The following is a 20,742-nucleotide window of genomic DNA, read 5'->3' on the forward strand; positions in this document are numbered from 1 at the left end:
CTGCGGGCCGTAATCCGACAACATTGTTGGCGCTGGGTGCGGTGTCGGATTACGCGCAAGCGCTAATCCGACCTACGTTCTTCCAATCAATCTTTACACCACCTTGCGCTCACGCAAGCCGTCAATTTCCGCACTGTCCAATCCCAGCCACTGTTGCAGCACTTCCTGCGTATGCTGCCCCAGCAACGGCGGCGGCAAACGGTATTGCACCGGAGACTGAGACAGGCGCACGGGATTGGCCACCAGCGCCACCGTGCCCGCCGTCGGGTGCGGCATCTCCACTTTCAAGCCACGCGCCACCACTTGCGGGTCGGCAAAGACCTGGTCGATGCGGTTGACGGGACCGCAGGGCACGGCTTGCGCCTCGAACGCGCTGATCCACTCGGCCGTCGTGCGCATGACCGTGGTCTGGCGCATCAAGGGGATCAATATCGCCCGGTGCGCCACACGCTGCGGATTGGTGGCGAAGCGTTCATCCTGCGCCCATTCCGGGTGGCCGGCGACGGCGCAAAAGCGCGAAAACTGCCCATCGTTGCCGATCGCCAGAATCATGTCGCCATCGGCCGTGGGAAAGTCCTGGTAAGGCACGATGTTCGGGTGCGCATTGCCCATGCGCTGCGGCACTTTGCCGCCGCACAGGTAATTGGCCGCCTGGTTGCCCAGCGCCGCCACCTGCACGTCGAGCAAGGCCAGGTCGATATGCTGGCCCAGGCCCGAGCGTTCCCGTTCGGCCAGCGCCGCCTGCACGGCGATGGTGGCGTACAGGCCCGTCAGGATGTCCGTCTGCGCCACGCCCACTTTTTGCGGCCCGGCGCCCGGCTGGCCATCAGGCACGCCCGTGATGCTCATCAAGCCGCCCATGCCCTGGATCAGGAAGTCATAGCCGGCGCGCGCCGCGTACGGCCCATCCTGGCCGAAGCCCGTGATGGAGCAGTAGACGAGACGCGGGTTGAGTGCCAGCAAGCTGGCCGCATCGAGGCCATATTGCTTCAAACCGTCCAGCTTGAAATTTTCCAGCAGCACGTCCGATTCGGCAGCCAGCTTGCGCACCAGCGCTTGCCCTTCTAGCGCGGCCAGGTCGATGCACAGGGAGCGCTTGTTGCGGTTGGCGCACTGGAAATAGGCGGCCTCGGCCGTGTCGCGGCCATCCTCGTCTTTCAGATACGGCGGGCCCCAGGAGCGCGTGTCGTCGCCGCGGCCAGGCTGTTCCACCTTGACGACGTCGGCGCCCAGGTCGGCCAGCATTTGCCCGGCCCACGGGCCGGCGAGCACGCGCGACAGGTCGAGCACGCGCAAGCCGGTCAGCGGCGCGGGCCGCAAGGTGGAAGCCAAGGCGTCCATTAGTTGAAGGCGGCGATGCCGGTGATGGCGCGGCCGATGATCAGCGCGTGCACGTCGTGCGTGCCTTCATAGGTGTTGACCACTTCCAGGTTGACCAGGTGGCGGATGACGCCGAACTCGTCGGAAATGCCGTTGCCACCCATCATGTCGCGCGCCACTCTGGCAATATCGAGCGCCTTGCCGCAGCTGTTGCGTTTCATGATCGAGGTGATTTCCACGGCGGGCGAGCCTTCATCCTTCATGCGGCCCAGGCGCAAGCAGCCTTGCAAGCCCATGGTGATTTCCGTCAGCATGTCGGCCAGTTTCTTTTGCACCAGCTGGTTCGCGGCCAATGGGCGGCCGAATTGCTGGCGGTCCATCGTGTACTGGCGTGCTTTCAGGTAGCAGTCTTCGGCCGCACCCAGCGCGCCCCAGGCAATGCCGTAGCGGGCGCTGTTCAGGCAAGTGAACGGGCCTTTCAGGCCGCGCACGTCGGGGAAGGCGTTTTCTTCAGGGCAAAATACTTCATCCATGACGATTTCACCGGTGATGCTGGTGCGCAAGCCGACCTTGCCGTGGATTTCCGGCGCCGACAAGCCTTTCCAGCCTTTTTCCAGCACGAAGCCGCGGATCGCGCCTTCATCGTCCTTGGCCCAGACGACGAACACGTCGGCGATCGGGCTGTTGGTGATCCACATCTTTGCGCCCGACAGGCTGTAGCCGCCCGGCACTTTACGGGCGCGCGTGACCATGCTGCCAGGGTCGGAGCCGTGGTTCGGTTCCGTCAGGCCGAAGCAGCCGATGTATTCGCCCGTCGCCAGTTTCGGCAGGTATTTCTGTTTGGTTTCTTCGTTGCCGAAGGCGTTGATCGGCACCATCACCAAGGACGATTGCACGCTCATCATCGAACGGTAGCCCGAATCGACGCGCTCGACTTCGCGTGCGGCCAGGCCGTAGCAAACATAGTTCAGGCCGGCGCCGCCGTATTCTTCGGGAATGGTGGTGCCCAGCAAGCCCAGCTCGCCCATTTCGCGGAAGATGGCCGCATCCGTGCGGCCATGGCGGAACGATTCGAGTACGCGTGGCACCAGGCTGCCCTGGCAATAGTCGCGGGCCGCTTCCAGCACGGCGCGTTCATCGCCCGTCAGTTGTTCTTCCAGCAGCAGGGGGGAATTCCAGTCGAATACGGTTTTGCTCATCACAGGCCTCGCAGGTGAGCGCCGGTGACCGGCGCAAGATTGAATATGGCTCATGGTAGGTTTTTGCCTAGCCTTGCGCAAACGATTTTTTCGCACCCAGACATGCGTGTGGCGCATATCTTGCGGCATACTAGGAGCCTTTCACCGGCCGGATACTCCCCATGTCACGCAAAATTCCCATGCTGCAAGCCCTGAACTGCTTCGAGGCGGCTGCGCGGCACCAGAGCTACACGCATGCGGCGCGCGAACTGTCGCTGACGCAAAGTGCCGTGTCTCGCCAGATTTCATCCCTGGAAAGCTTTCTCGGCGTGCAACTGTTCCAGCGCACGCGCCATGGCGTGCTGCTGACCAGCGCCGGCGCCGCGTATGCGCGGCAGATCGCGGCGCGTCTCGATGGCCTCGAGCGCGACACGCTCGACACCATGGCGCGCCAGGGCGGTGGCGGGGCCTTGCAGCTGGCTTCGGTCCCCACGTTTGCCACGCGCTGGCTGATGCCGCGGCTGGCTTCACTGGCGGGCTTGCACCAGGACATCGTCGTGCATATCGACGCCTACACGAAACCGTTCATGTTTGCCGATACGGAATACGACGGCGCCCTGTACGCGGGCACGCCCGAGCAACTGGCGCGCTGGCCCGGCACGCGCGCCACCTTGCTCATGCATGAAGAAATCGTGCCCGTCGCCAGCCCCCGCCTGTTGGCCGCGCGCAGCGACTGGCAGCCGCAGGATTTATTGGAATTGACCTTGTTGCAGCAAAGTACGCGCCCGGGCGCCTGGCGCCAGTGGTTTGACGCCATGCAGGTCGATGGGGAACTGGCGCGCTACGGCGCCCGCTATGAGCTGTTTTCCATGCTGGCCATGGCGGCCGTGCAGGGGCAGGGCGTGGTCTTGCTGCCGCGTATGCTGGTCGAAGCGGAACTGGCGCGCGGCGAATTGCGCATCGCATGCGAGCGCCCACTGCGCGGCCAGCGCGCGTATTACCTGATCACGCCCGAGGCGGCGCATGAAAAACTGGCTTTGCAGCAGTTCCGGCAATGGTTGCAGGACGAGGCGGCCTAGGCGACCTTGGCGGTATCGAAATGGGGATTGTCGATCAGGCCGATCTGGTTGCCGAACGGGTCGAGCAATTCCACCGTGCGGATGCCGTCGCCCACGTCCGTGAGCGGGTGGTGCAGGGTGCCGCCCAGCGCAACGATGCGTTCGACCTCTGCCTCGATGCCGTCCACGCCCCAGTACGTCACGCTGCCCTGCGTGCCCGGCTGGCCGTCCGGCAGCAAGCCCAGCTCGAAGCCGCCGATATTGAAGCCGACATAGAAGGGCTGGTCGAAATATGGCGCCGTGCCGAATACCTGGCTGTACCAGGCCTTGGCCTTGTCCAGGTCGGGGACGGGATAGGTGACGGTGCGTAAACCTTTGATCATGTGCTACTCCTGATGAATGAAGAATACGGTCATCATGCCACCGGCGCGCGGCGTGTGATTGTAAAAATGGAAGGTATTCAAGTGCGCCGACCCGCCAGCCACGCCTCGGGCGAACTGCGGGCGAAATCCTGGAAGTCGTGGATCAGGTGCGACTGGTCGAAATAGCCATATTGCAAGGCCACTTGCGCCCAGTCCTGCTGGCCCGCCAGACTTCGCATGCCCTGGCTGGCCGCGCGAAAGCGGCAGATGCGGGCAAACAGCTTCGGGCTGATGCCCACTTGCTGGCGAAATTGCAGCGCCAGGTGCTGGCGCGACACGCCCAGTTGCCGCGCCAGGCCATCCACGCGCACCTGACCCGATGCCGCCTCGATGGCCGCGATCGCGTGGTCGGCCGCGCCAGCCTGGCGCCGTGGCGGCGCGGTGCGCAAGCGCAGCAGCAGATATTCTTGCAAAATGGAAACTCGTTGCACGTTGCTCAAAGGCTCGCTCCATAGCGCGTCACCGAGGCGCGCCGCCAGCTCGCGGCCCCACAGCTGCTGCAATCCCGTGCGGCCATCGTTGAGTTCACACAAGGGCAGCTGGAAGAAGCGTGCCGCCGCGCCCGGTTTGAAGCGGGCCGCCACCGTTTGCACGAGGCCCTGGCTGACGACGGCAATGGGCGCCGTCATCATGCCGACGGCAAAGCTGGCGTCCTGCTGGTCCTGGCACAGGATGTCGATGCAATTGTCGGGCAAGACCTGGTGCGTGAAGGGCGTGGCGCCCGTCTGCACGCGGCACGTCCAGACGCACTCCAGCCAGGGCCGCAGGGCGGGGATGGGCGGATATTCCTGGTAGACGATCATGGCCGGCTTTGATGCAAAGAACAAGATTGCGTATATCTTACACAGCATAATTGTGCGCCGGCCAAAATATGCGCGCCCGGGCCGCCAGCGCGCCGCGCTATCGAGCGGCGACAACCAGTATAATGCTCGGTTCATATCCACTATTGGCCGCACATCATGCAAGATAAATATAGTCCCGCCGACGTCGAACAAGCCGCCCAATCGCACTGGAAGGCGATCGACGCCTATAAAGCCGTCGAACACGACCCGCGTTTCCCGAAAGGCAAGTATTTTGCCTGCTCGATGCTGCCTTACCCTTCGGGCAAGCTGCACATGGGTCACGTGCGCAACTATACGATCAATGATGTGATGTACCGCTACCTGCGCATGAACGGCTACAACGTGCTCATGCCGATGGGCTGGGATGCGTTCGGCATGCCGGCGGAAAACGCGGCCATGGCCAACAACGTGCCGCCCGCGCAATGGACGTACTCGAACATTGCCCACATGAAGCAGCAGATGGAATCGATGGGCCTGGCCATCGACTGGTCGCGCGAAATGACCGCCTGCAAGCCTGAATACTACAAATGGAACCAGTGGATGTTCCTCAAGATGCTGGAAAAAGGCATCATCTACAAGAAGACCGGTACCGTGAACTGGGACCCGATCGACCAGACCGTGCTGGCCAACGAACAAGTGGTCGATGGCAAGGGCTGGCGTTCGGGCGCGCTGATCGAAAAGCGCGAAATCCCCATGTACTACGCGCGCATCACCGATTACGCGGAAGAATTGCTGGCCTATGTGGACGACAAGTTGCCGGGCTGGCCCGAGCGCGTGCGCATCATGCAGACCAACTGGATCGGCAAGTCGACGGGCGTGCGTTTCGCCTTCCCGCACACAATCGCGGATGCCGAAGGCGCTCTGATCGGCGACGGCAAGCTGTATGTGTTTACCACGCGTCCTGACACCGTCATGGGCGTGACCTTCTGCGCCGTGGCCGCCGAGCACCCGCTGGCCATCCACGCCGCGCAAAGCAATCCTGCGCTGGCGGCCTTCAACGCCGAATGCAAGCTCGGTTCCGTGATCGAAGCGGACATGGCAACGATGGAGAAGAAGGGCATGCCGACCGGCCTGTTCGTCACCCATCCGTTGACGGGCGCGCAAGTGGAAGTCTGGGTCGGCAACTACGTCCTGATCACCTACGGCGATGGCGCCGTGATGGGCGTGCCGGCGCACGACGAGCGCGATTTCGGCTTTGCCAAGAAATACAATCTGCCAATCAAGCAAGTGATCGAAGTCAAGGGCCAGGAATTTTCGACGGACGCCTGGCAGGAATCGTATGGCAGCAAGGACGGCGTCTGCGTCGCTTCCGGCAAATACGACGGCTTGCATTTCGCTTCCGCCGTCGATGCGGTGGCGGCCGACCTGGCCGAACTGGGCCTGGGCGAAAAGAAAACCACGTTCCGCCTGCGCGACTGGGGCATTTCGCGCCAGCGCTACTGGGGCACGCCGATCCCGATGATCCATTGCGCCGATTGCGGCGTGGTACCGGTGCCGGAAAAAGACTTGCCGGTAGTGCTGCCGGAAGACTGCGTGCCGGACGGCACGGGCAATCCGCTGAACAAATATGAAGCCTTTTTGCAGTGCGACTGCCCGCAGTGCGGCAAGCCGGCGCGCCGCGAGACGGACACCATGGATACCTTCGTCGATTCGTCGTGGTACTACATGCGCTATACCTCGCCAGGCTCGAACGACGCCATGGTCGACGCGCGCAACGATTACTGGATGCCGATGGACCAGTACATCGGCGGCATCGAACACGCCGTCATGCACTTGCTGTACGCGCGCTTCTGGACCAAGATCATGCGCGACTTCGGCCTGGTCAAGTTCGACGAGCCATTCGTCAACCTGCTGACGCAGGGCATGGTGCTCAACGAAACCTACTTCCGCAAGGACGCGGCGGGCAAGACCACCTGGTTCAACCCGGACGACGTGCGCTTGTCGCTCGATGACAAGGGCCGCCCGCAAAGCGCCGTCCTGGTGGCCGATGGCCAGCCGGTGGAAATCGGCGGCACGGAAAAAATGTCGAAGTCGAAGAACAACGGTATCGACCCGCAAGCGCAGATCGAGCAGTACGGAGCCGACACGGCCCGCCTGTTCACCATGTTCGCTTCGCCGCCGGAACAGACGCTGGAATGGTCGGGCAGCGGCGTCGAAGGCGCTAACCGCTTCCTGCGCCGCGTGTGGAACTTCGGTTACGCGCAGTCGGCCACGATCCAGGCCGCACTGGCTGGCGGTGCCGCACCGGCCACGGGCGACGCGCAGAAAAACCTGCGCCGCGAATTGCACAAGCTGCTGCAGCAAGCCGATTACGACTTGAAGCGCATCCAGTACAACACCGTGGTGTCGGCCTGCATGAAGATGCTCAATACGCTGGAATCGGCGAAGCTCGATGACAGCGCGCAGTCGAAGGCGCTGATCGCCGAAGGCTTCTCCATCTTCCTGCGCCTGCTTAACCCTGTCGCGCCGCACATCACCCACGTGCTGTGGCAGGAACTCGGTTACGCTGGCGTGCACGGCGATCTGCTCAACGTGGCATGGCCGCAGGTCGACCCGGCCGCATTGGAACAGTCCGAGATCGAGATGATGATCCAGGTGAACGGCAAGCTGCGCGGCTCGATCACGGTCGCCAAGGATGCGGACAAGGCCAGCATCGAAGCGGCCGCGCTGGCGTGCGAAAGTGTGCAGAAGTACGTCGAGACCACGCCGAAGAAGATCATCGTCGTGCCAGGCAAGTTAATCAGCATCGTGGTGTAATCATGACGACTTCCTCTCAAGTATCGCTGTTGGGCCGCCGCGCCGTGCTGGCGCTGGGCCTGACCGTCCTGCTGTCAGCCTGCGGCTTTCACTTGCGCGGTTCGAACGGCAGTTTCATGCTGCCGTTCGCGACGATGTACATCGGCTTGCCCGACTCGTCGCCGCTGGCGATCGGCCTGAAGCGCTATATCCGCGCCATTGGCAGCACGGAGGTGGTCAATACCAAGGATGGCGCCGACGCCGTTCTTGAGGTGCTCAGCGATCCGGAGAGGAATCGTACCAAGACCATTTTGTCCCTGAATACCAGCGGCCGCGTACAAGAGTACCAACTCGGCTATGCGATCAATTTCCGCGTATTGGACAAGGCCGGCAACCAGTTGCTGGCACCGACGACCATCAGCCTGGTGCGTCCTATCACCTTCGACGACAGACAGGTGCTGGCCAAGGAAACCGAGGAAGCGGCGCTGTACCGCGACATGCGCAACGACCTGGTGCAGCAGATCATGCGCCGTCTGGCCGCCATCAAGCCGGTGCTGCCGGCCATGTCGGTGGCGCCAGTAGCGCCCGTGACGCCGGTCGCGCCGGTAGCCCCGCAGCAGTAACGGGGACGCCATGCAATTGCGGATAGACGCGCTCGATGGGCATGTGGCCAAGCCGCTGGCGCAGCTGTATGTGATCACCAGCGACGAACACCTGCTGGCGCTGGAAGCGGCCGACAAGATCCGCCGCGCGGCGCGCGCGCAAGGGTATTCCGAGCGCGACGTGCTGACGGTGGAGCGCAGCTTCAAGTGGGGCGAACTGCTGGCGGCGAACCAGGAGCTGTCGCTGTTCGGCGATAAAAAACTGATCGAGCTGCGCATCCCCACCGGCAAGCCGGGCAAGGATGGCGGCGCGGCGCTGCAAAGCTACGCCAAAAACCTCAGTCCCGATAATCTGACCCTGATCACCTTGCCCAAGCTGGACTGGGCCACGCAGAAGGCGGCCTGGGTCGCCAGCCTGCAGCAGGCGGCCGTGTATATCGATATTCCGAATGTGGAACGGGCGCAGTTGCCGGCATGGATATCGCAGCGCCTGGCCGCGCAGGGACAAAGTGCCGAACGGGCCAGCATCGACTTCATCGCCGAGCGGGTGGAAGGCAACTTGCTGGCGGCGCACCAGGAAATCCAGAAACTGGGCTTGCTGCATGCCGCGGGCAAGCTGACGTACGAACAAGTGCAGGACGCGGTGCTGAACGTGGCCCGCTACGATGTCTTCAAGCTGTCCGAAGCCATGCTGGCCGGCGATCCGGCGCGCCTGGTGCGCATGCTCGAAGGCTTGAAAGGCGAGGGCGAGGCGCTGCCGCTGGTCTTGTGGGCCGTCTCCGAGGAAATCCGCACGCTGTTAAAATTGAAGGCCGGCATGGCGCAAGGGCGTCCATTGGGCGCGCTGCTGAAGGAATACCGCATCTGGGGTCCGCGCGAGCGGATGATGGAACCGGCCCTGCGGCGCATTTCGCTGCCCGTGCTGGAAGCGGCGCTGCAGCAGGCGGCGCAGGTGGACAAGATGATCAAGGGCTTGCGCGCCAAGGGCTACGCGGGCGATGCCTGGGACGCCATGCTGCAGCTGGGCCTGAAGATCGCCCGAGGTTAACTTTTATGGATACGAGCATGGACATCACAGAATATATGCAGGACGTGGGCACGCGCGCGCGCGCCGCTTCGCGCGCCATGGCGCGTGCCGACAGCGCCACGCGCAACCGCGCCTTGAGCCTGATCGCCGCCGCCATCGTGCGCGATGCCGATCTGCTGCGCACGGCCAACCAGCGCGATCTCGATGCGGCCGCTGCCGCCGGCCTGGCGCCGGCCATGCTCGACCGCCTGACCCTGTCCGACGCCGCGATTGCCACCATGGTCGAAGGTTTGACGCAGATCGTCTCGCTGGCCGACCCGATCGGTGAAATCTCGAACATGAAATTCCGCCCGACGGGCATCCAGGTGGGCCAGATGCGCGTGCCGCTGGGCGTCATCGGCATCATCTATGAAGCGCGTCCGAACGTGACGGTGGACGCGGCCGGCCTGTGCATCAAGAGCGGCAACGCGACGATCTTGCGCGGCGGCTCGGAAGCGATCCACTGCAACCGCGCGCTGGCCAAGCTGGTGGCCGAAGGCTTGCAGGGAGCAGGCTTGCCGGCCGATGCGGTGCAAGTCATCGACACCACGGACCGCGCCGCCGTCGGCGCCTTGATCACCATGCCGCAGTACGTGGACGTCATCGTGCCGCGCGGCGGCAAGGGCCTGATCGCGCGCCTGATGGAAGAAGCTACGGTACCGATGATCAAGCACCTCGACGGCATCTGCCACGTCTACATCGACGCCAAGGCCGACATCAGGAAGGCGATCGATATTGGCTTCAACGCGAAATGCCACCGCTACGGCACCTGCAACACCATGGAAACCCTGTTGGTGTCGCGCGCCATCGCCGCCACCGTGCTGCCGCAACTGGCCGAACTGTACCTGACCAAGCAGGTGGAACTGCGCGCCGATCCGGAAAGCCATGCGATCCTGGCCGCCGCCGCTTATCCGCACCTGGTACAGGCCACGGAGGAAGACTGGTCCACCGAATACCTGGCGGCCATCCTGTCGGTGAAGGTAGTCGACGGCATCGATGAGGCGATGGACCACATCAACCAGTATTCATCGAAGCACACGGAATCGATCATCACGGAAGACTACAGCGATGCGCTGCGCTTCCTGCGCGAAGTCGATTCCGCCTCGGTGATGGTGAACGCGTCGACGCGTTTCGCCGACGGTTTTGAGTATGGCCTGGGCGCCGAAATCGGCATCTCGAACGACAAGCTGCACGCACGCGGTCCGGTGGGCCTGGAAGGTTTGACCTCGCTCAAGTACGTGGTATTCGGCCACGGCGAAATCCGCAAGTAGTCTCCTCGCGGGCTGCCCACAAGGCGGCCCGTGCTCTGTTTTTCTCCACCTCCGACACTGGGAACCCCATGCTCTTTCTCTGGACCAAAGCCTTCCACATCATCTTCGTCATGTCCTGGTTTGCCGGCCTGTTTTACCTGCCGCGCATCTTCGTGAACCTGGCGATGGAGACGGAAACGGTGGCCACCGAGCGCCTGCTGCTGATGGCGCGCAAGCTGTACCGCTTCATGTCGTTGCTGGCGCTGCCGGCGATGGTGCTGGGGCTGGCCCTGATGTGGATGCTGTACGGCGGGGGCGAAGGCCGCATGAAGATGCCGGGCTGGATGCACGCCAAGCTGACGTTCGTGGTGCTGCTGCTCGGCTATCACCACGCCTGCGGTTCCATCCTGCGCAAGTTTGAAAAAGGTCTCAACAAGCGCAGCCACACCTGGTTCCGCTGGTTTAATGAAGTGCCGGTGGTGATGCTGCTGGCCGTCGTCGTGCTGGTCGTGGTCAAGCCTTTCTAAGGGAGTCGAGATGAGTGCAAGTCAGAACAAAGTCGTGCAGTATTTCTTCGCCCCCCACTCGCCATGGACCTACCTGGGCCACGCGCGCCTGATGGCCATCGCCGCGAAGACGGGCGCACAGATCGACGTGCGTCCCTTCGACCTGGGCAAGGTCTTCAGCGTCTCGGGCGGCCTGCCGCTGGCCAAGCGCGCGCCGCAGCGCCAGGCCTACCGCCTGGCCGAACTGGCGCGCTGGTCGGCCTTTTTGCAAGTGCCATTGACCCTGCAGCCGAAGTTCTTTCCCGTGTCGCCGGAAGCGTCGGCCAAGCTGATCATCGCCACGCGCCTGGCGCACGGCGTGGAAGCCTCGCTGAACCTGGCGCACGCCATCATGCGCGGCCTGTGGGCCGAAGAACGCAACATCGGTGACGAAGAGACGCTGGTGCAGATCGCCGTTGATGCCGGTTTCGATGGCCGCCAGTTGCTGAAAACGTCGGAAACGGCCAGCGTGCAGGCCGAATACGACGCCAATACGGAGGCAGCCACCGCCGCATCCGTCTTCGGCTCGCCGTGGTACATCGTCGATGGCGAGGGTTACTGGGGCCAGGACCGCCTCGATTTCGTCGAGCGGGCGCTGGACGCAAAATAGATAGAGATGTAGGTCGGATTAGCGCCCCGCGCGTAATCCGACAAGCTCAGTCGGCAGCGCACGTCGGCTTACTCCCTGGCGGGCTAAGTCGACCTACGTGATATGCAGGATTTTTAGTTAATTGTTTTTCAACGGATAAAAGGTATCCTCATTATGGCTTCATATTTTTGCCCATGCCCGCGCGGCATGGAAGCGGCGCTGGCCGAGGAACTGGGCGAGATCGCCCAGGATAGTGCGACCATGAAGGTCCACAACCAGGTACCGGGCGGCGTACACTGCTCGGGCGACCTGCTCGATTCCTACCGCATCAACCTGCATTCGCGCATCGCTTCGCGCGTGCTGATGCGCATGGCCCATTCCGGCTACAAGACGGAAAACGACATCTATGACCTGACCCTGGCGCAATCCTGGGAAGACTGGTTCGGCGTGCACCACACGATCCGTGTCGACGTCACGGCCGTCAAATCGCCGCTGCGCAGCCTGGAATTCACGACACTGAAAATCAAGGATGCGATCTGCGACCGCTTCCGCGACCAGTTCAACGAGCGTCCATCGGTCAACACCAAGACGCCGGACATGCGCATCGTCGGCTTCCTCGACGCGCACACGTTTACCGTCTACCTCGACACCTCGGGCGAAGCCCTGTTCAAGCGCGGCTGGCGCGAAGAGACGGGCGACGCGCCGCTGCGCGAAAACCTGGCCGCCGGCCTGCTGCGCGTGTCGGGCTGGAAGCCTGGCATGGTGCTGTTCGACCCGATGTGCGGTTCCGGCACCATCCTGGCCGAAGCGGCGCAGATGCTGCAGGGGATACCACCGGGCGCGTCGCGCCAGTTCGCGTTTGAAAACTTCCACGACTTCGATCCGGCGCCATGGAATGCCATGAAAAACGCCATCAAGGTCAATCCGCTGCCGGCCGAACCGACGATTTTCGGCAGCGATATCTCGGGCGACATGGTCGCCATGACGCGCCACAACCTGCGTTGCGCCGGCGTGCGCTTCGACGTGCCCTTGAAACAGATCGAGGCGCAGGAAGTCAAGCCGCCAAGCGACGTGCTGGGCATCATGCTGACCAACCCGCCGTACGGCGAGCGTATCGGCGTGCGCGGCGACAGCACCATCCCGGAAGATGAACTGTCGACGTCCTTCTACTCGGCCATGGGCACGACCCTGAAGCAGCGTTTCGCCGGCTGGACCGTGTTCCTGTTTACGGCCGACCTGGGCTTGCCCAAGCTGCTGCGCCTGAAAGAAGCGCGCAAGACGCCATTCTTCAACGGTGCGCTGGAATGCCGTTTGTTCCGCTTTGACATGGTCGCAGGTTACAACCGCCGCGAAGAAGCGAAACCCAAAAATATCTGATTAAACCTACTGCGCGTCGTGACTTGCGGCCTGCGGTGCTCACCGTACTAAAGTACGGTTGCGCTCTCGGCCACAATTCACTTCCGCTCGCTACGGTTTTCTCAGATATTTTGGCAGCTGAGAAAGCCGAACGTGTCACCCTGGATCCATCATGTTTCCCACCCCACCGGCCGATGTGCCGCCAGACCCGGTTACCCCCGTTCCGCCTCCCACGCCGAGCCACATGGCGCCGCTGAGCCGCGGTGCGCTGGCGATGATGCTGGCCGGGCTGTCGATGCTGGGCCCCCTGTCGATCGATACGTATCTGCCCGCGTTTGGCGCGATCCAGGGGTCGCTGCAGGCGTCGCCGCTGGAAGTGCAGCAGTCGCTGACGTTCTACATGCTGGCCTTTGCCGGCATGGTGCTGTGGCATGGCGCAATCTCGGACACCTTTGGCCGGCGCAACGTCATCCTCGTGTCCCTGCTGATGTTTGCCATCGGCTCGCTGGGCTGCGCTTCGGCGCACACGGTGCACTACCTGTGGTTCTTCCGCATCATGCAGGGCGTCTCGGCCGGCGCCGGCGTGGTGATCAGCCGCGCCATCATCCGCGACCTGTATGCCGATGCGGCGGCGGCGCGGCTGCTGTCGCTGGTGACGATGATCTTTTCCATCGCCCCGGCCGTGGCGCCGATTCTCGGCGGCTGGATCGTCATCTGGTTCGACTGGCGCTCGATCTTCCTGTTCCTCGCCTTTTACACGGTGGTGCTGCTGGCGTTCTGCTACTGGCGCTTGCCCGAAACCCTGCCTTTGGCCAAGCGCCAGCCGTTCAATCCGCGTTTCCTCGCGTCGAGCTATGGCCAGATCCTGCGCTCGCCCCTGTTCCACATCAAGGCCGGCATCGTCGCCCTCAATTTCGCGGGCCTGTTCCTGTTCATCACGGCCGCGCCGGAAATGCTGCCCAAGCAGCTGGGCCTGGGACCATCGCAATTCGCCTGGCTGTTCATTCCCTGCGTGAGCGGGATTTTCATGGGCGCCGCAGCGGCCAACCGCATTGCCGGCAAGGTCACGTTCGCGCGCCAGATCGGCATCGGCTTTGCCTTCCTGCTGTGTGCCGCCAGCGTCAATGTCGTGTATCACCTGTTCCTGCCGCCATCGTTGCCCTGGTCGGTGCTGCCCCTGTTCTTCTACACCTTCGGCATGTCGCTGGTGGGGCCGGGCGCGACCCTGCTGGCGCTTGACCTGTTCCCGCATATCCGTGGCACGGTGGCCTCGTGCCAGTCGTTTGCCAGCACCTTGCTGGGCGCCGTGGTGGCTGGCGTGATCTCGCCGCTGCTGTCCGGTTCCGTGCTGTGGCTGGCGTCGGGCCAGTTGGCGTTTACGGGGCTGGCGCTGGCCCTGTGGCTGATATCGCGGCGCTTCCGCCACCGTTTGCTTGGTTCCTTCAAGGCATAAGTTTCCACTGTAGAACGCTGGATTTATTTCAACTTAATTTTCTATATTGCAAGTAATATCCGGCGCTTATGATAAGATGACTGCTTTCCCGGCATCCTCTCAGGCAACACATTTTTTGCTTACAGGAGTGGAGGATTCCTCTGAACGTGGCCGCGCTTCGCTGCTGAGCGCTCATCCTTTTCGAACCGGCAATGCCTGATACGATGCATCAATCTGATCAAGATATACGCAATCGCCTGCTGATTGCCCGCCTGCCGGCCATGCCGCAGATCCTCCTCAAGCTGATCGCCCACCTGCAGGCCGACGATGCCGGCATGCCGGAGCTGGCCGCCCTGATCGCCAAGGATGCGGGCATGACCAGCAAGATACTCGGCGTGGCCAACAGCTCGGCCTACCATCGCCAGAGCAAGGTCGTCAGCCTGGAGCAATCGCTCGTCTCGCTCGGCACGGACATGATCAAGACCCTGGTCATCAGCGAATCTGTCTTCCAGACCTTCAACAGCTTCCCTCATTCCGGCAGCACGGATTTGCGCGCCTTCTGGAAAAGTTCGCTGTCGGCCGCCGTCATGGCGCGCGCGCTGGCCAAGGCCATGGCCTATCCGCACGCCGAGGAAGCGTATCTGGCCGGCTTGCTGCACAACGTGGGCCGACTGGCCTTGCTGGCCACGGCGCCGAAGGAATACGCATTCAATTTCACGGCGCGCGACGATGCCGCCCTGTGCGCGGTGGAGCAGCGCACCTTGCAGATCACGCATGCGGAAGCGGGCGCCTGGCTGATCGAACGCTGGCATCTTGATTCCTTCCTGGCCGACAGCGTGCTGTATCACCATGAACCGCTGGCGCGCCTGGAAGCGAGCCATCCCCTGATCCGCATCGTGCGTCTGGCGCACCTGTTGTGCTGCCATGCGGACGATGCGGACGAGGCCGAGTCCATCACGCAGGCGGCAAGCCTGTGTGCGCTGGACGTCGAGACACTGGACGACCTGGCCGGCAGCGTCGCGCGCCAGGTAGAGCAGGCCGCGCAGCACCTGGGCATCGACCTGGCCGGCGCGGACGATATCGCCACGCCGCCCGCGTATGCGCCGCCAGCCGTCGATCCGGTGCAGCGGCGCCTGTCCGACGAAGTGCGCAATATGGTGCTGGTGTCCGAAGTGGGACAGACCTTCGCCCGGCAGCAGGGCGAGAGCAGCCTGCTCGAAGCCATCACGCGCTCGGCGCGCATCCTGTTCGATTTCGACACCGCCGTCATCCTGCTGCAAAACCCCACCGGCCATGCGCTCGTCGGCGTGGCGGCGGGCGAGCATCAGCAGCGCCTGGCCGGCTTCTCGATCCCGCTGGCCAAGGGCGGGCCTTTGGCCGCCTCCGCGCTCGAGTGCCAGCTGGCGTTCCTGAAACGCGACATGCCGGCGCTGGGCATCGTCGAAGAGCAGCTGTTCCGCATTCTCGGTACCGACAGCCTGGTTTGCGTGCCGCTCGTGGCGGGCCAGCGCAGCCTCGGCGTGCTCATTGGCGGCGTGGCGGCATGGCAGATTCCCGCTTGCCAGAAGCGCGAAGGTTTTTTGCGCGCGTATGCCAACCAGGCCGCCACGGCGCTGGAAACGGCCTTCAGCGCGCGCGGCCTGGCGCGGCGCCAGCTCGATCACGTGGCCGAGGAATACCGCGCCGCGTCGCGTCGCGTCGTGCATGAAGTGAACAACCCGCTGTCCATCATCAAGAACTATTTGAGCGTGCTCGATCACAAGCTGGAGAAGCAGGAGCCGGTGTCCGGTGAAATGGCGATCCTGAACGAGGAAATCGACCGGGTCGGCCAGTTGATCGGCGGCCTGGCCGATCTGCAGCCGGCAGCGGCCAGCGGCGTGACCGATTGCGCGCGCGTGGTCGACGATGTGCTGCGCCTGTTCCGCGCCACCGACTTCCTGCCGCCGAAGATCGAGGTGGTCACGCGCATGCAGGACGCGCCATGCGAGGTGGAAGCCGATGCCGACATGCTCAAGCAAATCCTGCTTAATCTGCTGAAAAACGCCGTCGAAGCCTTGCCTGATGGCGGGCGCATCGAAGTGGCGAACCGTGGCCACGTCAACCGCGACCGCCGCCTGTACCTGGAGCTGTGCGTCAGCGACAATGGTGCCGGCCTGGCGCCGGAAGTGCTGGCCAATCTGTTCTCGCCCGTGCGCAGCAGCAAGGAAGGCGCGCATCACGGCCTGGGCCTGTCCATCGTGCATGACCTGGTCACGCGCCTGCATGGCGTGATCGGCTGCCGCAGCAGCAAGTCCGGCACCTCGTTTGAAATTTTACTGCCCATTCCCTTGCCGGACAGCGCTGCAGCCGCGCTGCCCGCGCCCGGCAATACCGCCTTGTCTTCGTAACGTCCATGAACTCCTCCGCCATTCCGTTTGACCTGGAAAACAGCCCGCGCATCCTGCTGGTCGACGACGAACCCCGTTTGCTCGCCTCCCTCCACGAATTGCTGAAAGACCGCGGCTACCAGCTGCACACGGCTACCTGCGGCAGCGAAGCGCTGGCGCAGTTGTCGAAACTGCGCTTCGACCTGATCCTGCTCGACTTGCGCCTGCCCGACATGAGCGGCCATGAAATCATGGACCACATCAACCGGCGCGGCATCGAGGGCGACGTGATCGTCATGAGCGGAGACGTCGGCATCGAGGCGGCCATCGGCGCCCTGAAGCGCGGCGCCTACGATTATCTGCGCAAGCCTTACAGCCGCGAAGAGCTGCTCAAGACGGTGGAGAACGCGCTGCAAAAGCGCAAGCTGGCGCTGGAAAACGAGCGCATCGCGCTGCAGCTGGAAAACTCGGAAAAGATGTACCGCTACCTGGTCGACAGCTCGCCCGACATCATCTATACCTTGAACCACGAAGGCCGCATCACCTTCATCAACGACAGGGTGCACCAGTTGCTGGGCTTTAGCCGCGAAGAGCTGATCGGCAGCCATTACTCGATCCTGGTGCACGATGAAGACCAGGAGCGGGCGCGCTATGCCTTCAATGAGCGTCGCCTCGACGAGCGCGCCTCGCGCAATGTGGAACTGCGCCTGAAGTGCCATAGCGGAACTGGCAGCGACCGCACCTTCAACAACACCTTGATGACGATTCCGCTCAATTCGATCGGCATGCACGGCCACGATCAGGAAGCGAAAAAGCAGGAATACTTCGGCACCTACGGCGTGGCGCGCGACATCACCGACCGCAAGCGCGCCGAGGAAGTCATTTCCTACCAGGCCTATCACGACATCCTGACGGACCTGCCGAACCGCATGCTGTTCAAGGACCGCCTGGGGCTGGCCGTGATTCAGGCGCGGCGCAAGCTGACGGAACTGGCCGTGATGTTCATCGACCTCGATCGCTTCAAGCTGGTCAACGATACCCTGGGCCACGTGAAGGGTGACGAATTGTTGCAGCAGGTGGCGCTGCGCCTGAAGGATTGTCTGCGCCGCGGCGATACGCTGGCGCGCCAGGGCGGCGATGAATTTACCATCGTGCTGCCGGAACTGCGCGACCGCCAGGATGCGCGCCTGATCGCCGACAAATTCCTCGAATGCCTGCACCAGCCGTTCGACCTCGATGGCAACCAGGTGCATATCTCGGCCTCGATCGGCATCGCCATCTATCCGGGCGATGGCGAGACGATCGACGAGCTGCTGCGCCATGCCGACATCGCCATGTACCAGGTCAAGGCGCTGGGCAAGAACGGCCACAGTTTTTATCACGAGTCCATGCTCGACGTGTCGCATCAGAAGATCGCGCTCGAGCAAAGCTTGCGCAAAGCGCTGGAGCTGAACCAGCTGGAGATGTATTACCAGCCGCAGGTGGACGTGATGACGGGCCGTATCGTCGGCGCCGAAGGCCTGATGCGCTGGAACCACCCGCAGCGTGGCTTGCTGACGGCCGGCGAATTCTTGCCATTCGCGGAGGAAAACGGCTTGATGCTGCCGATCTCGGATTGGATGCTGGGCGCGCTGTGCCGCGACCTGCTGCAATGGGATGCCGCTGGCGGCGAAGCCGTGCGCCTGTCGCTCAATTTGTCGCCGCAATATCTGGACCGGGGCGACTTTTTCGAGAAGATGCGCGGCGCGCTGACGCGCTACGGCATCGCGCCGGAAAAGATCGAAGTGGAGATCACGGAAAACATCTGCATCCGCAATCCGCAGTATGCGATCGAGCAGTTGAACACGCTGTGCCAGCTGGGCGTGTCAGTGGCCATCGACGATTTCGGCACCGGCTATTCCTCGTTGTCGTACCTGCACCGCTTCCCCATCCACACGATCAAGATCGACCAGTCGTTTGTGAAGGAAATCCACGACGAGCACGGACACTATCCCGTCATTCTGGCCATCATCTCGATCGCGCGCGGCCTGGGCCTGCACCTGATCGCCGAAGGCGTGGAGACGGAAGGGCAGGCGCGCTACCTGCAGGACAAGGGCTGCACCACGATGCAGGGCTATCTGTACCACCGGCCCATTTCGCTGGGCAGCTTCATCGGCGTGCTGCAGGAGCAGAACCGTCTGATCGCCGATGCCGCCCCCGCGCCGTCCCAGACGCTGACCATCGAGGCTTGACCGTGTCGCTTGCCGATCCCCGCTCCACGGCCGCTCATTCCACGGCTGCTCATTACACGGCTGACTTCCTACGCCTGAAAGGTCTGGCCGAGAAGGGTAATGCGAACGCCCAGCACAGCCTGGGCTTCATGTATTTCAATGGCCAGGGCATCGAACAAAGCTATGCGCAGGCGCTGCACTGGTACGGCCTGGCTGCCGCGCAGAGGCTCGAGCACGCACAATATAACCTGGGTGTGATGTGCCAGAAGGGGCAGGGCGTGCCACAGGATTTTGCGCAGGCGGCGCACTGGTACCAGCAGGCGGCCGAGCAGGGTTATGCGGCGGCGCAGTACAACCTGGGCTGGCTGTATGCCAAGGGCCAGGGACTCGCGCAAGACAGCGGGCAAGCCATGCTGTGGTTCAGTCGCGCGGCCGAGCAGGGCGACGCGGGCGCGCAAAACAATCTGGGCATGATGTATGACAATGGCAAGGGCGTGCCGCAGGATTTTGTGCAAGCGATCGCCTGGTACCGCAAGGCGGCCGAACAGGGTTATGCGCGCGCGCAGTTCAACCTGGGCCTGCGCTACGACAATGGGCAGGGCGTGCGCCAGGACCGCCAGCAGGCGACGGCCTGGATGCGCAAGGCGGCCGAGCAGGGCTATGCGCCGGCCCAGTTCAACCTGGCGCTGCGCTATGAAAATGGCGACGTGCTGCCGCAGGACAGCCGGCAGGCGATCGCCTGGTACCGGCGCGCCGCCGAGCAGGGACACGCCAGTTCGCAGTTCAACCTGGGCCTGATCTACGACAATGGACAGGGCGTACCCTGTGATAAGCAGGCGGCGCTGGAATGGTATGTCAAGGCGGCAGGGCTGGGCCATGCGGCGGCCCAGCACAACCTGGGCCTGCACCATGAACACGGCGCCCACGATTACGCGCAGGCGCAAGCGTTCTACCGCCAGGCGGCAGAGCAGGGTTTTCCCGCCGCCCAGTATCAGCTGGGGCTCTTGCATGAGCATGGTCAGGGCATGCCCGCCGATGCGCAGGAAGCCATCTTCTGGTACCGCAAGGCGGCGGACCAGGGGCATGTACGGGCGCAGTTCGACCTGGGCCTGCGTTACGAACATGGTCAGGGCGTGCCGCAGGATCTGGCGCTGGCGCTGGAGTGGTACCGGCGCGCCGCGGATCAAGATTACGCGCCGGCGCAATACATGCAGGGCGTCTTGCACGACCGCGACGATGGCCCGGCGCCCGACAGTCAGCAGGCTTGCGCCTGTTACTGCCGCGCCGCCGCGCAGGGCCACAGCCTGGCCCAGTTCGCGCTGGGGCTGCGCCATGACAATGGCCAGGACGTGCCGCAGGATTATGCCGCCGCCTGGGACTGGTATGCGCTGGCCGCGCGCCAGGGCCATGCGCGGGCGCAGATGAATCTGGGCTTGATGGCAGCCAGCGGCCAGGGCGGCCCGCTCGATTTGCAGCAGGCGTATATCTGGCTGTCGATGGCCGTGGCGGCCGGCGTGGCCGGCGCGGAAAAATTCTTGCGCCAGACGGCGGCGCGCATGCGCGAGACGGATCTGGCGCGGGTGCGCGAACAGCTGGCGGCGATAGCAGGCTGAGCCTTGCCGCCCGCGTTAGCGTGCGCGGATACAACAGCAGGTGCTGTATAGTCCTTTCCCTTCGCCATCTGTGGCACCCCTTGTTTCCCCCGGACGCACAAAATTGCTGCGGTATTTGCAGTTTTGATGTGCTAAGGTTCCAGAAGAAGGTGGTCTG

At 63.3% G+C, this 20,742-nt stretch carries 16 protein-coding genes; 12 read left to right on the top strand and 4 right to left on the bottom strand.

Annotated elements, in window-relative coordinates; all coding sequences use genetic code 11:
- Nucleotides 1-93 precede the first annotated feature (93 nt).
- Complete coding sequence (locus SKZ59_RS00600) at nt 94-1,341, bottom strand: CaiB/BaiF CoA-transferase family protein (protein WP_319990511.1); 1,248 nt, start codon at nt 1,339-1,341, stop codon at nt 94-96.
- On the bottom strand, nt 1,341-2,519 hold the full coding sequence (locus SKZ59_RS00605; protein ID WP_034745726.1) for an acyl-CoA dehydrogenase: 1,179 nt from the start codon (nt 2,517-2,519) through the stop codon (nt 1,341-1,343). Before SKZ59_RS00605 ends, SKZ59_RS00600 begins: the two co-directional genes overlap by 1 nt.
- A gap of 161 nt (nt 2,520-2,680) precedes the next feature.
- Between SKZ59_RS00605 and SKZ59_RS00610 the strand changes: the two genes are divergently transcribed.
- Complete coding sequence (locus tag SKZ59_RS00610; protein WP_319990512.1) at nt 2,681-3,577, top strand: LysR substrate-binding domain-containing protein; 897 nt, start codon at nt 2,681-2,683, stop codon at nt 3,575-3,577.
- On the opposite strand, the gene SKZ59_RS00615 is transcribed toward SKZ59_RS00610, so the two are convergent.
- A complete protein-coding gene (locus SKZ59_RS00615) occupies nt 3,574-3,939 on the bottom strand; it encodes a VOC family protein (RefSeq protein WP_034747639.1) in 366 nt (121 codons plus the stop codon). The genes SKZ59_RS00610 and SKZ59_RS00615 overlap by 4 nt on opposite strands.
- A gap of 77 nt (nt 3,940-4,016) precedes the next feature.
- Nucleotides 4,017-4,805, bottom strand: a complete 789-nt coding sequence (locus SKZ59_RS00620) for a helix-turn-helix domain-containing protein (protein ID WP_319990513.1) — start codon at nt 4,803-4,805, stop codon at nt 4,017-4,019.
- A 132-nt stretch (nt 4,806-4,937) separates the two neighbouring features.
- Here SKZ59_RS00620 and leuS point away from each other — a divergent pair, with 132 nt between their 5' ends.
- The 11 genes from leuS to SKZ59_RS00675 all read left to right on the top strand — a co-directional run bounded on the left by leuS (nt 4,938) and on the right by SKZ59_RS00675 (nt 20,585).
- Nucleotides 4,938-7,577, top strand: coding sequence for a leucine--tRNA ligase (gene leuS, locus SKZ59_RS00625; protein WP_219328086.1), 2,640 nt, complete (start codon nt 4,938-4,940; stop codon nt 7,575-7,577).
- A gap of 2 nt (nt 7,578-7,579) precedes the next feature.
- The gene (gene lptE / locus SKZ59_RS00630; protein WP_319990514.1) at nt 7,580-8,179 is read left to right on the top strand and encodes an LPS assembly lipoprotein LptE; all 600 of its coding nucleotides are present in this window, start codon (nt 7,580-7,582) and stop codon (nt 8,177-8,179) included.
- A 10-nt stretch (nt 8,180-8,189) separates the two neighbouring features.
- Complete coding sequence (gene holA / locus SKZ59_RS00635; protein WP_058048018.1) at nt 8,190-9,206, top strand: DNA polymerase III subunit delta; 1,017 nt, start codon at nt 8,190-8,192, stop codon at nt 9,204-9,206.
- Nucleotides 9,207-9,223: 17 nt separating this feature from the next.
- A complete protein-coding gene (locus SKZ59_RS00640; protein WP_319990515.1) occupies nt 9,224-10,495 on the top strand; it encodes a glutamate-5-semialdehyde dehydrogenase in 1,272 nt (423 codons plus the stop codon).
- A gap of 68 nt (nt 10,496-10,563) precedes the next feature.
- Nucleotides 10,564-11,001, top strand: a complete 438-nt coding sequence (locus tag SKZ59_RS00645; protein WP_034745744.1) for a CopD family protein — start codon at nt 10,564-10,566, stop codon at nt 10,999-11,001.
- A 10-nt stretch (nt 11,002-11,011) separates the two neighbouring features.
- Nucleotides 11,012-11,629, top strand: a complete 618-nt coding sequence (locus SKZ59_RS00650; protein WP_034745748.1) for a 2-hydroxychromene-2-carboxylate isomerase — start codon at nt 11,012-11,014, stop codon at nt 11,627-11,629.
- Nucleotides 11,630-11,782: 153 nt separating this feature from the next.
- Nucleotides 11,783-12,985 carry a THUMP domain-containing class I SAM-dependent RNA methyltransferase gene (locus SKZ59_RS00655; protein ID WP_413774520.1) on the top strand — a complete coding sequence of 401 codons (1,203 nt, stop codon included), beginning with the start codon at nt 11,783-11,785 and terminating at the stop codon, nt 12,983-12,985.
- Nucleotides 12,986-13,136: 151 nt separating this feature from the next.
- Nucleotides 13,137-14,417: a multidrug effflux MFS transporter gene (locus SKZ59_RS00660; protein ID WP_198511227.1), complete on the top strand. Its 1,281-nt coding sequence runs from the start codon at nt 13,137-13,139 to the stop codon at nt 14,415-14,417.
- Nucleotides 14,418-14,677: 260 nt separating this feature from the next.
- Nucleotides 14,678-16,783, top strand: a complete 2,106-nt coding sequence (locus tag SKZ59_RS00665) for an HDOD domain-containing protein (RefSeq protein WP_319990516.1) — start codon at nt 14,678-14,680, stop codon at nt 16,781-16,783.
- A 5-nt stretch (nt 16,784-16,788) separates the two neighbouring features.
- Nucleotides 16,789-18,993: an EAL domain-containing protein gene (locus tag SKZ59_RS00670; RefSeq protein WP_319990517.1), complete on the top strand. Its 2,205-nt coding sequence runs from the start codon at nt 16,789-16,791 to the stop codon at nt 18,991-18,993.
- Nucleotides 18,994-18,995: 2 nt separating this feature from the next.
- Nucleotides 18,996-20,585, top strand: a complete 1,590-nt coding sequence (locus SKZ59_RS00675; protein ID WP_319990518.1) for a tetratricopeptide repeat protein — start codon at nt 18,996-18,998, stop codon at nt 20,583-20,585.
- Nucleotides 20,586-20,742: the final 157 nt, after the last annotated feature.

This window comes from Janthinobacterium sp. GMG2 (genome assembly GCF_033949445.1).
Classification (GTDB): Bacteria; Pseudomonadota; Gammaproteobacteria; order Burkholderiales; family Burkholderiaceae_D; genus Janthinobacterium; species Janthinobacterium aestuarii.